This window comes from Citrobacter sp. wls757, assembly GCF_005280935.1.
In the GTDB taxonomy this organism is placed as follows: domain Bacteria; phylum Pseudomonadota; class Gammaproteobacteria; order Enterobacterales; family Enterobacteriaceae; genus Citrobacter; species Citrobacter portucalensis.
The window spans coordinates 79,582-93,587 of record NZ_SZWU01000038.1 but is presented as its reverse complement, the minus strand read 5'-3'; the positions used below and the strand labels follow the sequence as shown (position 1 = coordinate 93,587).

Here is a 14,006-nt window from a genome sequence, read left to right as displayed (position 1 = left end):
GAGCCTGACGGTCAGGCTCGCTGCTGAGAACATTAAATTTGATACCCATTCGGGTTATTTTTTTGCCAGTTCCAGGTGTCACGCATCATTTCATCAAGGTTATAGATGGCCTTCCAACCTAGCTCTTTGTATGCCAGCGATGGGTCAGACCAACATTCGGCAATATCTCCGGGTCTTCTGGCGACAAACTGATAATTAATTTTTGTCTGTGCCGCTTTTTCAAATGCCTCAATCAGATTAATCACGGAATAACCGACACCGGTACCGAGATTAATCACCTTATAAGTCGCGCCTTTGCTCTGGCAATCCAGCGCGGCTAAATGACCGGTCGCCAGATCCATGACGTGAATATAATCACGCACACCGGTACCATCAGGGGTTGGATAATCATTACCGTACACCGATACGGTTTCCAGCTTACCAATCGCGACCTGGGAGATATACGGAACCAGGTTATTAGGGATACCGTTAGGATCTTCACCAATCCGACCTGATGGATGGGCGCCAACCGGGTTGAAATAGCGCAGGCAGGTAATGCGAAAACCCGGCTGTGCACGTGAGAAATCGGCCAGAATTTGTTCGACCATCAACTTAGACGTGCCGTACGGATTAGTGGTACCACCCGTGCGCGATTGCTCGCTCAGCGGTACGCTTTCTGGATTACCATATACCGTGGCAGATGAGCTAAAAATGAAACGATTAACGCCAGCGGCCAGCATCTCATCCAGTAAAACCAGCGTTCCGGTAACGTTGTTTTCATAGTAGGCGAGGGGCTCTTTTATCGACTCTGAAACCGATTTGAGTCCCGCAAAATGAATGACATCGGTGATGTTATGGTCGGCGAAAATGTTTTTTAATGCCTGCCTGTCGAGAACATCGGCGATATAGACAAAGGGCTCTCTTCCGGTGAGTTCCGCGACCCTGTCCAGCGAGATTCTGCTGGCGTTCGCCAGATTATCGATGACTACGACATCATCGCCTCTTTCCAGTAGCGTTAACACAGTATGTGAACCAATATAACCTGCACCACCAGTGACAAGAATTGCCATACAGACTCCAGATAAACGGGGATTGATTCACGCCAGTACCATAGAGAACGCGTTATTGGTTACGTTTGGTAAGGTAATAGTTGCGATACCTCACCATGCATTTATAAGATATTTTTTTAAGTATAGATAAAAAGCTGAATTTGTTTATTTTTGTATCATAAACAATATAGTTATTTGAGAAGTTCAGCGTGTGGACGCCGTCACTGTGGTTGATCGACGAATTGATTTGTTCGATCAGAGTTTCAGCAAAATTAGCGTCGTTCAGTGTCACTAATTCTTTGATATAGATTGATTTTCCATAAGTTTCAGGTGTGCACTCCTGTGTAAGGAAGTACATTTTATTTTCGACCTGATAGGAGGCACCTGCACCTCGATGATGGGGATTGCTCACCTTCAATGAGGGGGTAATCCGCTGCCATTGTCCATAAATATGATCTGCTGAATGAATAATTATTTCGTTATCCATCGTGGTGGACAACAGATAACAGGTTTCATTAATTGAGATAAATACGTTGTCGGTTAATTGGGTATCAGAGATTAAAACTTTAACTTGCTTCCAGCGTGCAGGGAACTCAATTGACTGAAACAGTATTACCTCTTTTCTTTCTGAAGACTCGGGGATCATGAACAGTTGATCGTTGATATGTATCAGATAAGGGAATGACAAATGACACTGTAAGTCGTCAAAGCCTTCAAGCCTAATATCTTCAAGTTCGACCAGTTCACGGTCAAGAACGCGACATCGTAGCGTGCCTTTTGAGTTGCGAAAGCTAAGAGCTTCATAGAAAACATACAGTTTATCATCTTTTTCAATCAGAAAAGGATCGGCCTGAAATGTATATTTCTTTTTTAACTGCTGCGGAGTGGATTTTCTTAATATCTCCAGAGTGTTGTCGGGGAATGAGTGTGTACCATTATCCTTAATAAGCATGATGTCCCACGACTCATGATAAAATAACTTATCCATTATTCTTTTTATTTTTGTTTGCATTTGCACCTGATCCTTTTTATCGCCAGCACCATGTATGAACAGCTGTTTGCGACTCAGTGAATGAGCCTGTCGCAATGTTGTATAAATGTGCGAAAACCGATGTGGAACACCAGTGGCTACTTTAAAACTAGTCGCAAGCCCCTGTTTTGTCCACTAACAGAAATAGGGAGAGGAGATGTCCAGAGCATCCTTGCTCCAGTGGGGGAATTACTCGAAATGCACCTGCGGGTTATCTGCAAGGGAAACGTAGGTTTTGCTGTTTTTATCCAGGGTACGGATTTCACCGCTTTCGATGTCATACACCCAACCGTGCAGACGAAGCGCATTATTGCGCAGCCCAACCGCGACACAAGGATGCGTTTTAATGTTGTTAAGCTGTGCGATAACGTTCTCTTCCACCATGGCGTTAACTTTATCGATTGGGTTATCCCAGGTTTTTTTATCGACCACGGCTTTCGCGGCATCGGCATAGTGCAGCCAGTGAGCGACAGCGGGCATCGGATCCAGGGGCTGGCTATCGGCAATGGCTTTCATCGCGCCACAATTGGAGTGACCGCAGATGACGATATCCGTTACGCCAAGTGCGACAACCGCGTATTCGATGGTTGCGGATACACCACCTGGTTCCGGACCAAATGACGGTACGATATTACCGGCGTTGCGGATAACGAAAAGCTGTCCTGGATCTTGCTGAGTAACGAGTTCTGGAACCAGGCGGCTATCGGAACAGGAGATGAAAAGTGCCTTAGGATTCTGGCTGGATGCCAGGCTGCGGAAGAGTTCCTTGCGTTGAGGGAAAATCTCTTTTTGGAAGTTGAGGAAGCCCTCGATGATATGTTGCATAGCAGTGTCTCTTGTCTCTGTTTAAGCAGGTTATGATGAAGATCACACTTTCCAGTTTAACACCAGCCGACAGAAGAGAAAGACTTTATAGCAGTTCAGCAACATCTTTGGATAATTTTGCCCCACCGTGGCAGGGCAAATCGTGTGATGTACGCTATGCGTTCTGCCATTTCTGGTATGCCGCTTTTAGCCTGTTCATCGCTTCTACCAGTACCGGGCGGGGGCAGCCCACGTTGAGTCTCATGTGCCCCTCTCCACCGGGACCGTATTGCGCCCCAGGTGACAGGCCAAGCCTGGCGTCATGCACAAAAAAAGCGCTTAGCTGCTCATCGCTGAGATCCATTTTTTCCGCATTCAGAAACAGAAGATACGACGCGCCGCCATACACAATGGAAATCAAGGGACAGTACTTTTCGATTTCACTTTTTACAAACGCTACATTGTCGGCCAGATAGACCAATAATTTCTGGTGCCAGTCGGCGCAATGGGTAAAAGCGCTATAAATGGCCGCCTGCTGTAATGAATGCGTCTCGGCAAGGTAGCAGTTATCCAGAAAGTGGTAGAACTGATGGCGTAATTCATCATTCTTAATAATGGCGATTCCGCCCTGGATCGCCGCCGTATTGAAGGTCTTGCTGATGGAAGTAAGCACGATTGACCGACTATCTGGCGCTTCATCAACAGTAAAAAACGGCAAATGGCGCTTTCCTGGCAGGGTTAAATCACTATGCACTTCATCAGACAGAATGATGACGCCTGCCTGCTGGCAATAGTGGCTTATTTTTTCCAACGTTTCCCGCGACCACACCATTCCACCTGGATTATGCGGTGAAGGGAACAAAAACATTTTGCACTGCTTGAGTTTCTCGCTGAAATCATGCCAGTCAAATTCATAGTGCCCGTTTTTCTCAATGAGGCGCGTCTGAATCAAATTCCTACCGCTGGTGTTTACCAGATTAGGATAGGGATCATAGATTGGCGTACAGGTTAAAATATTATCGCCTGGACGGGTAAGCGCCATTAAAGAGAGTACGATGGTTTTTATAACACCGGGAATAAAATGTAACCAGTGTGCCTTGATATCGGCATCATACTGTTGTGCATACCAATGAATAACAGATTCTTTCCATTGTGGATAATCCAGGTTATAGCCTTGCACAGGCTGTGACACCACCGAACGCAGCGTGCTCATGATTGGCTCTGGTGTCGCAAAATCCATATCTGCAATCCACAGCGGTAATACATCGGTGGTACCGTACATCTGTTGTAATTGCCCGTATTTGCGACAATTAACATCCCTTGTGACAATATCATCAAACAAAGACATTGTTGACTCCTGGAAAGTCTCTGAAAATAGTGTAAGCAACGCAAAAGCGAAGAATGTTATGTATATCTAATGGATATGTTTAATTTACCCTGGTGATAGCGAATATTTAGCTATTTAGTCGTTTATGATTTTTGCTCAACCATATTCTCAGTGGCTTCATTGGGCTCATATTTAGCAATGCCAATACCGGTTGCCGCCCACAGTAGGGCAAAGATGACACCGCTGTAACAGAGGATTGCCCAGGGCAAGTAATCAAGCGTGGCAACGCCCAGCATAGTGGCGCAATAAACGCCTGAGGCAGACCAGGGGATAATCGGTTCGACAACGGTTCCGGCATCTTCAGTGGTTCGCGAGAGGTTTTTTGCCGCAAGCCCTCGTTTTTTGTACTCCTCTTTAAAGGCATCACCGCACAGCAGCAACGGTAAGGTCCCATTTGCCGTGCAGGCACAGATGGTAAATGTCGTCACAATCGTGGTAGCCACCAGGCGGAATGTGGATTTAACGCCTTTTGTCAGCGCGTTTATCACGGTGTGCAAAGAGCCTGTCGCACTCATTGCCCCGGCAAAGCTGAAGGCGCTGAAAACGGTAACGAAGCTGCTAAACATTGAAATAGCGCCGCCTCGCTCCAGTAAGCGGGAAACATCGGAAGACAGTGTCGGCAGATTATCTCCGGTAAGCATTGCGAGCTTAAAGCCACTGACCACGGATTCGCCGACAGAGGATGCCGTGAATTGCTGAAAGATTAACGCCAAAATCATTGAGACTATTGTGGATAAAAAGAGCATCGGAATGGGCGGTCTTTTTGACAGTGAGCCATATAAAACGATGATCGGCGGGAGTAGCAGCAGAATATTAAAGTGATAAATCTGACCAATAGAATTCATCAAGTTGGTAATGTTTTCTGGCGCGCTGGACGAGGCATCAATGCCCATGCCCATATAGCTGTAAACGATGCAGCAAATAATAAAACCCGGGCCGGTAGTCCACAGCAGGTGGCCGATATGCGAGTACAGGTTTACCCCGGCAGCCAGTGCAGCCATGTTGGTTGAATCAGAAACCGGTGAGAGCTTATCACCAAACCAGCAGCCTGAAACAATGGCACCAGCGGCAATGGGCAGCGAGACATTCAGACCAATCGCTACGCCAATCATGGCAATACCAACGGTCCCGATAGAACCCCAGGAGGTACCGGTGCATACTGAGATCAGTGCTCCCAGCATAAATGCCGAAATATAGAAATATTGAGGGTTAATCCACTTCAAACCATAATAAATCATCATTGGAATAGTGCCTGACACCATCCATGCGCCAATTAAGAAACCGATACTGGCGACGATTAATATGACCGGCAGCGCTTCAGATATTTTATTGCAAATAGATTGTAGAATGTCATCCCACGTGTAGCCGTGAGCGATGGCGATAAACGAGGCGGTTGCCGTTCCCATCAGGATCATGGGTTCAGCACGAATATTGAAGATAAAATATCCGATGCTAATCCCGCCCAGCATGACTACCATGGGTAAAACTGACCAAAAGAAAGACAATGGCTTTCTGTTGTTGGCGGTACAGTTATTTAATTCCATAATTCCATCCCAATCATTAATGGTTGAACACGTCAAATAAATACCTGCTACAGGTCACTCATGTCTGAGTAACATAGTTGCCAGAGCTCATGGCTGAACCCTATTTTATTAACTGCTGCAGATTATCTTTTTTGACCTGCTATTCTGGTGCTTATATTTTAGTAGTAAGGTAAGAGAACGTTTGGTGAATAAATTACCCCTCGGCATAAGGTGAATGATGTCGGCGTTGTTGACTCAATTTGCGATACTGCTGTGGCGGCATGCCGACGTATTTATGGAACGAGCTGTAGAATCGACTGCTGGAGCGAAATCCTGCAATTGTAGCGATATCCAGAATTGTTTTATCCGTATCGCTGAGTAAAGCCCGCACATGGTTAATGCGCATCGCGGTAATATACTGTTTCATCGTCAGTTGCATCACCCGGTGAAAAATACCCATCGCATAATTGGGATTGAGCTTTACGTGTTCGGCAATAGCATCGACAGTAAGCTGTTTGTCGCAGTTGGCGGCAATAAACTCCAGCATCTGGCTGACGTAAAACTGTGAATGCCGTGAAATACTGTTTTTCTGGGTGCGCGACGTTTTGTTACCCAGTACCGGCCGCCAGCCAGCGAGGCTAAAGCGCTTGAGCATTAGCGCGATTTCATCAATGGCTAACTGGCGAATTTGTTCGTTATCGCTATTGAGTTCATTCTGCCAACGCTGTACTTCAAACGCGCTCAGCTGCTGTGAAGCCAACGAAGTAATCACCATCCCGTGGGTCACGTGATTAATCAGCTCCCTGTCCAGCGGCCAGGACAAAAACAGATGCATCGGTAAGTTGAAGATGGCCATCTGTTTACAGTGCCCGGCATCCGTGAGTTGATGGGGAGTACAGGCCCAGAACAAGGTGATAAAACCCTGTTTGCTCTTCACCACTTCGTCATTAAAGAGATACTCCACATCACCATCAAATGGCACGTTCACCTCAACCTGGCCATGCCAGTGGCTGTAGGTCATAGCCAGCGGCGCCCGCAGTTCGACATCCATACGCTGATACTCGGAATAGAGCGCCAGCGGACTTCGCGACTTTTTCTCATAGCTACGACACATATGAGGGTCGAGCGGCAGCTGCGGGGTACTTTTTGCCATTATGGTTGGGTTCCTGGATAGTGATTCCGGCCATGGGGTAACGCCAAAGCATGAACATAGCTTAACCGAAAAAAAACGTCGTTTTCTCTCCATTTTCGCGAAGTTATTCCCAAAAACTCAGATCCTGTGCCTGTCGCTTGCCGATCTGAGATAGCGGGAATGGCGAGCTGTAATCTCAAAAACGCTCAATCTGGGGAGCCCATGGCAAAGCAACATCGTTTATTTGCCCATAAATCGGAGTTGAAGCGATAGCCAGTATTCAGCGAATACCGTACATTTTTATTTGTATCCACAGCTTAAGGAATCATCATGTCCAGGCTCCGTACTTTGGCCGCGGCGGTAGTTGCCGTTGCTGCGATGACGATGTGTGCCACTCCTGTGTTGGCTAACCCCGGCAATGGCAACGGAAATGGTAACAGTGGCAACCATGGTAATAGCGGGAACAAGGGGAATAGTGGTCATAGCCAGAAAGGACACGCGGACCAAAAAAATAACGCACAATCAGAACAGCGTAAAAATTATGGTAAGCCGGACCATGTTGATAGTGACATCAGCTATAACGTGGCCAGGCAGTATGCTGTCAGATACGGTCTAACGGGCTATAAGTCACTGCCTCCAGGTATTGCCAAAAATCTGGCGCGAGGAAAACCGCTTCCTCCGGGGATCGCCAGGAAGAGCGTTCCGCCATCAATGTTGAATCAACTTCCGTATTACCCGGGCTATGAATGGCAGGTTATTGGCGATAATTTGGTGCTGATTGCACTGAGCACGGCGATTGTCACCGCTGTTATTAATGGTGTGTTTGATTAAGTTTCAACACCATGTCCAGACGAAAGGCCATGTTATTAACATGGCCTTTTTGTTGTGCATTATTCACTAAGGATCACCTGCATAGTCAAAGAATTATATTTTGCACATTTCCCAGTTAATATCTGATAGTTCCGACATGGATCACAATCGCAGTTAAATGAGTTGGCTTGCAGTTGGAGCATCTCCATTATGTGCCTTTTCTTAACAAGGATTACGTTTTATGAACATTCGGCCTCTCCTCGCCTTCACTTTTATCGGAATATTGTGGGGTGCGGGATCTTCACAGGGACAAGCAAAAGAGTGGAATAAAGAACCTGTGGCTGTTTTACAGCAGGGTGCTGAGGCGGGAAATGCGCAGGCGCAGTTTGTGCTTGCAACCGTGTACTTAAAAGGTAAAGAGGTAGAGCAGAATTTCAGTAAAGGCAGCGAGTGGCTGACCAAATCGGCTGAGCAGGGTAATGCGAGTGCCCAGCATCTGCTTGCACTGATGTACTACGAGGGCAAAGGCGGCCTGAAAGATGACAAGAAAGCGGCCGAATGGTTTAGCAAAGCGGCGGCCCAGGGGAATGTCGATGCCCAATACTATCTCGGTGTGCTGTATTTCGAAGGTAAGGGCGTGCAGCAGAATGACAAGAAAGCTGTTGAATGGCTGACCCGTGCGGCTGAGCAGGGCAATCTCGATGCGCGTTATCTGCTCGCCTTAGTCTACTTTGATGGTGAGGGCGCGCGCTGGTATGACGGTAAGGTCATTGAGTGGTTTGACAACGAAGTCGGAAAAGGCAATAAGCAGGCCGTCGAGTGGTTAAGCATTGCTGCCGAGCGCGGAAACTATCATGCCATTGAGTGGCTCCATCGTGCGGTTGAGAAGGGCAATCCTGACGCAAAGCGTTTCCTTGAAAGTAAGGCGTCGCTATTAGAGGGCTACAACACCGTTAAGTCATTGAGTAAAGCGGCTGAACGAGGGGATGCCAAAGCGCAGGGATTACTGGGCAGAAAGTACTTTGAAGGTGATGGTGTCGGTCTGGATACTGACAAAGCTTTCGCGCTGTTTAAACAGTCCGCCAGCAAAGGGGACGCGCTGGGCCAGAGCATGCTCGGCGCGATGTATTACCTTGGCGAGGGGGTTGGTGTGGCTCAGGACCACAAAAAAGCGTTTGAGCTGTTTAATCAGGCTGCTCTTCAAGGGGATATGCTGGCCCAGGGCATGCTTGGCATGATGTACGCAAAAGGAGAGGGAACGGCCCAGGACAATAAAAAAGCGGTGGAGTGGCTGGAGAAAGCCGCGGCCCAGGGAGATGCAGGCTCGCAAAAAGATCTTGGCTTGATGTATTTAGAAGGTAATGGCGTTGCCCAGGATGATAAAAAAGCCGCTGAGTGGTTTGAACAGGCCGCAAGAAAAGGAAATGCGGAAGCTCAGGGGATGCTGGGAACCATGTACCTTGAAGGCAAAGGGGTAACTCAGGATTATGCTCAGGCGTATATCTGGAGTGCGGTGGCCTTTGCTAATGGGAATTCTGATGCACAAAATGGACTGGATATCGCGCAGAAGAACCTGAATCCGACAGCTCTGAAAGAAGCTGACGATAAGGCCAGACGCTATTTCGAGCAGCATCGAAATCAATCGGCCCTGTAACGCGCTCGGTTGCACAGTATGGTTTTACGTGAGCCTCTTCGTTAAGAGGGGGAGGCTCACAAACCGTACAGTTTTATTTTTCTATAGAGCGTGGCAATGCTGATCCCCAGTTCTGTCGCGGCTTGTTTTTTCCCCTCAACGCTTGAGCCGAATCGCTGGATGACGTTTTCGATAGCTTCCCTTTCCGCCTGTTTTCCTTTGCTGGCAAGCTGACGGGGTTGCGCGGTCATCGTCGTTTTTCTACCGTCAGCGGCGGTGAGCAGGTAAGGGGGAAGATGGCTGGCGTTGATCCCGGCGGCTTCTCCGCGCATCACAAAAATGTATTCGATCACGTTGCGTAATTCACGAATGTTGCCCGGCCAGTGCCAGGCATAAAGGCGGTTAATAACGTCATCAGGCAGTTTTTGCGGTGGTCGCTGGTAACTGACCGAGAACTCATCGGCAAAATACTGTGCGAGGACCGCGATATCAGCTCGGCGTTCACGCAGGGAAGGAAGTACCAGAGGGACCACGTTCAGGCGATAGAAAAGATCTTCGCGAAACTGATTATTCTCCACCATCGCATTAATGTTTTTGTTGGTCGCGGCAATAATGCGCACATCAATATTGATGGTGTTATTAGAGCCAACGCGGGTGATCGCCTTTTCCTGCAAGACCCTGAGCAGCTTGGCCTGCAGGTGCAACGGCATATCGCCAATCTCATCCAGAAACAGGCTGCCGCCGTTGGCCAGTTCAAATTTTCCCATTCGTCCTTTGGGATCGGCCCCGCTGAATGCGCCGCGAACATAACCAAACAGTTCGCTTTCCAGCAGTTGTTCGGGGATAGCCGCGCAGTTGATTGTCACGAAAGGCGCGGCTTTACGTGGACTGCTTTGGTGAATGGCAAAAGCCACGACCTCTTTCCCCGAGCCACTTTCCCCGGTGATGAGCACGCTGGCGTAACTGTTGGCGATTTTACCGATGGTGCTTCTGAGTTGCTCCATTGAGGGAGAGTGACCAATCAGTCGCACCTGCATGTCGGACTCATAAGGGGATGGAGTAAGGTTACTCAGGTAGTCGTGTGCATCACGAAAGATAACCATGGTTAAGCGATCGTTATCCTGCGAGGAGAGCGAAATTTGTTTGCACAGTACATGATGTTTCTGACCTTCAAGCGTCAGCCACGCTTCTTCATCGCCATACAGGCTGTCTCCGGTTGTTTCAATGGTCAGTGGTAATCCCTGAACCTCACGGTTGAGGATGCGATCGGCTGAATGATTGGCATGCCAGATAAGCCCCTTGCCATCAATTGCCACCACGCCGCGGTCCATAGCATCGATCAGACGCCGAAATGCGCCAAGCGTTTCCTGCGCGCGTAAACGCTCCAGGCATTCAAAGACCTTACTGGAGATCATTACGGCGATTTGCTCAATAAAGGTGACAAATTTATCAATCTGGCTCAGTAACGTGTCACGCTGTGCCTGGGTTGAGCAAATAATCCCGATCACGCCAATCACGCGATTATTGAGAAAAATTGGTGCGTTCAAATCCAGCATTTCAGAACAGTAGTGGTGTTTTTCACATAACTGACACAGCGGATGCTCGCCGGGATTTTTGATCAGTACCGTTTCTCGCACCTGCAATACGTGACGATAGATGTAGCCATTTTTGGCCACGTTCTCATTGAGCATATGCCGATATTTCCCGGTACCCGCGATGCGCATTAAAGATTCATCAATGATTTCAACGTCCGTGCCCGTTATGCCAGAAATAGCGTCGGCATAATTGCATATATCATCCTGAATATTGCTGAGTACTGAAATCATGGTACTTCTCCGGCAGTGTGTCGCATTTCTCAAGGAAAATGATAAATAGGCGAAGCAATGCAAAAATGATTTGCGAAAAATCAATCTATCACGCTGTTTTTGGATGTTTTTCTTATTTTATCTTCAGCGATCACACTATTTATCAATAATGAGAATTTATCAAAATGAGGCGATAAACTGACGCAGTGATATTTTTTGGTGTCAATTTTTATTTCTATTTAAATTATTGAAATTAAAGCCTTTATTAAAATATTCATAAGAATTTACTCGGTTAATAAAAAGCTGGTAAGCATTTTGCTCTATTGCCAATACCGATAACGGAAATATCTCTGTATTGCACCGATTACAGGGAATGAAATACCAGGACAATGAGGTTTTATGATGCAGGAAAACTTATCATTTTTTATTAACCAGACACCGTTTACCGAACATCCGAACGCGCCGTTGGCACCGTTTAGCCGCCAGGAACTGGTAAAAGCGTTGAATTTTCATCGGTCTATTCCGGGTTACGCGCCGACGCCGCTGTATACGCTACCGGCGCTTTCACAAAAACTGGGCGTAAAAAATATCTACCTCAAAGATGAATCTCAGCGTTTTGGCCTGAAAGCCTTTAAAGCGCTGGGTGGCTCCTATGCGATGGCGTGCCATATCGCTGAATTAGTTGGTAAGGATATCAGCGAACTGCCGTTTGACGTGATGACCAACGAAGAGGTACGCCACGATCTGCAAACCGTCACATTTGCCACCACTACTGATGGCAACCACGGTCGCGGCGTGGCATGGATGGCGCGCCAACTGAAGCAAAACGCCGTGGTGTATATGCCGAAGGGCTCTTCGCAGCAACGTCTGACCTCTATTCGTAACGAAGGCGCTACCGCTGAGATCGTCGATATGAACTATGACGATGCGGTTCGTATGACCGCAGAACAGGCCGAAAAGTATGGCTGGATTGTGGTGCAGGATACCGCGTGGGAAGGATACGAAAAGATCCCGCAGTGGATTATGCAGGGCTACGGCACGCTAATGCTGGAGGCGATAGATCAGCTGCATCAGGTTGCGCCGACGCACATTTTTGTGCAGGCAGGCGTCGGCTCGTTTGCCGGAATGGTTCAGGGAATGGTGACGGCAGCCTGGGGGGAGAATCGCCCGAAAGTGATCGTCGCTGAAGCGTTAATTGCCGATTGCCTCTACCGCTCAGCCCGTTCGAAAGAGGGGGATGCCATTGCGGTGGGCGGTGATTTACAAACCGTGATGGCCGGTCTCGCCTGCGGTGAAGCGAACAGTATCGGCTGGAAACTGCTGCGCGATTATGCCAATGCATTTGCCTCCTGTCCTGATGAAGTTGCAGCGTTGGGCATGCGCATATTGGGCAACCCGCTGGCAGGCGATCCACAGATTATTTCGGGTGAGTCAGGTGCGGTTACTACCGGTCTGCTGGCGCTGCTGATGACCTCGCCTGAACTGGCGCAAACGCGTGAGCAACTGGGGTTGGATGCGCACTCTCGTGTGCTGTTAGTCAGCACCGAAGGGGATACCGACCCGCAACAATATCTGGATATTGTCTGGGGCGGTCAGTACCCGGGCATCAACAAATAATTCCCTGATTGAGAGATATAACGGAGAAACCCATGTTATCTGCAAACCGCATTGAAGAAGTCATTAAAAACTGTCAGGCGCTGATCCAACAAAAAAGTTATTCCGGTCAGGAAGGGGAAGTGGTTAATGCCATAAAAACAATGATGCAGCATTACCAATTCGATGACATCCACGTTGATAAGTACGGCAACATTGTTGGCGGCATTGTCGGCAACCAGCCGGGGAAAACGCTGGTTCTCGATGGACATATCGATACCGTGCCGGTGAATGAAGAGAAGTGGTCCCGCAACCCATACGGCGGCGATATTGAAGATGGCAAAATTTATGGTCGCGGCACAACTGACATGAAAGGTGCCGTGGCGGCGATGATCTCCGCCGTGGGCTTTTTCGGTCAGGACAATCAGCGAAATTTTGCCGGGAAAATCTACGTTGCGTGCATCGTGCATGAAGAGTGTTTTGAAGGTATTGCTGCCCGCCTGGTCAGCGAGCGCTATAAGCCAGACTACGTGATCATCGGTGAAGCTTCCGAGTTAAACCTGAAAATTGGTCAGCGTGGCCGTGCTGAGATTGTGGTCGAAACCTTTGGTAAGCCCGCGCACTCCGCTAACCCACAGGCGGGGATTAACGCGGTGTACAAAATGGCGCAATTGATCGACAAAATTCGCACGATCACGCCGCCGACGCATCCGGTTCTGGGGCCTGGCATTCTGGAACTGACCGACATTAAATCTTCGCCGTACCCGGGAGCCTCGGTGGTACCGGATTACTGTCGCGCAACCTACGATCGCCGTTTGCTGGTGGGTGAAACCAAAGAAAGCGTGATTGCTCCGCTGGAAAATGCGCTTGCCGAACTTATTGCTCAGGATCCGCAGTTTAAGGCCCGAGTGTCCTACGCGGTGGGTCAGGAGTCTTGCTATACCGGCGCCACGATTGAGGGAGAGCGTTTCTTCCCAGGCTGGGTGTACGACGAGTCCGACGAATTTGTGCAGGCAGCGTTAGTGGGCATTCGTGAGGCTGGCTTTAATCCAACCATTACGCAGTACTCATTTTGTACCAACGGTAGCCACTATGCGGGCGAAGCGGGAATCAAAACCATCGGCTTCGGTCCTTCACGAGAAAACCTGGCACACACCATTGATGAGTATATCGAGATCGATCAGTTAACCGGCTCGGCCAGCGGCTATTACAGCATCATCCAGACACTCTATCGCCAATAAAAATAAAGATAACCACCTCT

At 48.4% G+C, this 14,006-nt stretch carries 11 protein-coding genes; 4 read left to right on the top strand and 7 right to left on the bottom strand.

Annotated features, from left to right (window positions below; genetic code table 11):
* Window positions 1-32 precede the first annotated feature (32 nt).
* The 6 genes from galE to melR all read right to left on the bottom strand — a co-directional run bounded on the left by galE (window position 33) and on the right by melR (window position 6,925).
* The gene (gene galE / locus FDW94_RS10490; RefSeq protein WP_048236611.1) at window positions 33-1,049 is read right to left on the bottom strand and encodes a UDP-glucose 4-epimerase GalE; all 1,017 of its coding nucleotides are present in this window, start codon (window positions 1,047-1,049) and stop codon (window positions 33-35) included.
* A gap of 52 nt (window positions 1,050-1,101) precedes the next feature.
* Window positions 1,102-2,040, bottom strand: coding sequence for a hypothetical protein (locus tag FDW94_RS10485; protein WP_137377546.1), 939 nt, complete (start codon window positions 2,038-2,040; stop codon window positions 1,102-1,104).
* A 207-nt stretch (window positions 2,041-2,247) separates the two neighbouring features.
* Window positions 2,248-2,883, bottom strand: coding sequence for a carbonic anhydrase (locus FDW94_RS10480; RefSeq protein WP_003826059.1), 636 nt, complete (start codon window positions 2,881-2,883; stop codon window positions 2,248-2,250).
* A 154-nt stretch (window positions 2,884-3,037) separates the two neighbouring features.
* Complete coding sequence (locus FDW94_RS10475; protein WP_045899688.1) at window positions 3,038-4,210, bottom strand: PatB family C-S lyase; 1,173 nt, start codon at window positions 4,208-4,210, stop codon at window positions 3,038-3,040.
* Window positions 4,211-4,332: 122 nt separating this feature from the next.
* Window positions 4,333-5,793: a Na+/H+ antiporter NhaC gene (nhaC, locus tag FDW94_RS10470; protein ID WP_048236607.1), complete on the bottom strand. Its 1,461-nt coding sequence runs from the start codon at window positions 5,791-5,793 to the stop codon at window positions 4,333-4,335.
* Window positions 5,794-5,986: 193 nt separating this feature from the next.
* The gene (melR, locus tag FDW94_RS10465; RefSeq protein WP_003826064.1) at window positions 5,987-6,925 is read right to left on the bottom strand and encodes a transcriptional regulator MelR; all 939 of its coding nucleotides are present in this window, start codon (window positions 6,923-6,925) and stop codon (window positions 5,987-5,989) included.
* Between the two features lie 309 nt (window positions 6,926-7,234).
* Between melR and FDW94_RS10460 the strand changes: the two genes are divergently transcribed.
* Complete coding sequence (locus FDW94_RS10460) at window positions 7,235-7,735, top strand: anti-virulence regulator CigR family protein (protein WP_048215725.1); 501 nt, start codon at window positions 7,235-7,237, stop codon at window positions 7,733-7,735.
* A gap of 220 nt (window positions 7,736-7,955) precedes the next feature.
* Window positions 7,956-9,368 (top strand): tetratricopeptide repeat protein, encoded by a 1,413-nt coding sequence (locus FDW94_RS10455; protein WP_125363093.1) that lies wholly within the window; start codon window positions 7,956-7,958, stop codon window positions 9,366-9,368.
* Window positions 9,369-9,424: 56 nt separating this feature from the next.
* On the opposite strand, the gene FDW94_RS10450 is transcribed toward FDW94_RS10455, so the two are convergent.
* Complete coding sequence (locus FDW94_RS10450) at window positions 9,425-11,173, bottom strand: sigma 54-interacting transcriptional regulator (protein WP_057067643.1); 1,749 nt, start codon at window positions 11,171-11,173, stop codon at window positions 9,425-9,427.
* A 381-nt stretch (window positions 11,174-11,554) separates the two neighbouring features.
* Between FDW94_RS10450 and dpaL the strand changes: the two genes are divergently transcribed.
* Complete coding sequence (gene dpaL / locus FDW94_RS10445; protein WP_137377554.1) at window positions 11,555-12,769, top strand: diaminopropionate ammonia-lyase; 1,215 nt, start codon at window positions 11,555-11,557, stop codon at window positions 12,767-12,769.
* 32 nt (window positions 12,770-12,801) lie between these two features.
* Complete coding sequence (locus FDW94_RS10440; protein WP_008785574.1) at window positions 12,802-13,986, top strand: YgeY family selenium metabolism-linked hydrolase; 1,185 nt, start codon at window positions 12,802-12,804, stop codon at window positions 13,984-13,986.
* The last annotated feature ends 20 nt before the right edge of the window (window positions 13,987-14,006 follow it).

Bases quoted from the DNA above. Each gene is read 5' to 3' on its own strand.
- FDW94_RS10480 (WP_003826059.1), bottom strand. From the start codon at position 2,883: ATGCAACATATCATCGAGGGCTTCCTCAACTTCCAAAAAGAGATTTTC.
- dpaL (WP_137377554.1), top strand. From the start codon at position 11,555: ATGCAGGAAAACTTATCATTTTTTATTAACCAGACACCGTTTACCGAA.
- melR (WP_003826064.1), bottom strand. From the start codon at position 6,925: ATGGCAAAAAGTACCCCGCAGCTGCCGCTCGACCCTCATATGTGTCGT.
- FDW94_RS10450 (WP_057067643.1), bottom strand. From the start codon at position 11,173: ATGATTTCAGTACTCAGCAATATTCAGGATGATATATGCAATTATGCC.
- FDW94_RS10440 (WP_008785574.1), top strand. From the start codon at position 12,802: ATGTTATCTGCAAACCGCATTGAAGAAGTCATTAAAAACTGTCAGGCG.
- galE (WP_048236611.1), bottom strand. From the start codon at position 1,049: ATGGCAATTCTTGTCACTGGTGGTGCAGGTTATATTGGTTCACATACT.
- FDW94_RS10460 (WP_048215725.1), top strand. From the start codon at position 7,235: ATGTCCAGGCTCCGTACTTTGGCCGCGGCGGTAGTTGCCGTTGCTGCG.
- FDW94_RS10475 (WP_045899688.1), bottom strand. From the start codon at position 4,210: ATGTCTTTGTTTGATGATATTGTCACAAGGGATGTTAATTGTCGCAAA.
- FDW94_RS10485 (WP_137377546.1), bottom strand. From the start codon at position 2,040: ATGCAAACAAAAATAAAAAGAATAATGGATAAGTTATTTTATCATGAG.
- FDW94_RS10455 (WP_125363093.1), top strand. From the start codon at position 7,956: ATGAACATTCGGCCTCTCCTCGCCTTCACTTTTATCGGAATATTGTGG.
- nhaC (WP_048236607.1), bottom strand. From the start codon at position 5,793: ATGGAATTAAATAACTGTACCGCCAACAACAGAAAGCCATTGTCTTTC.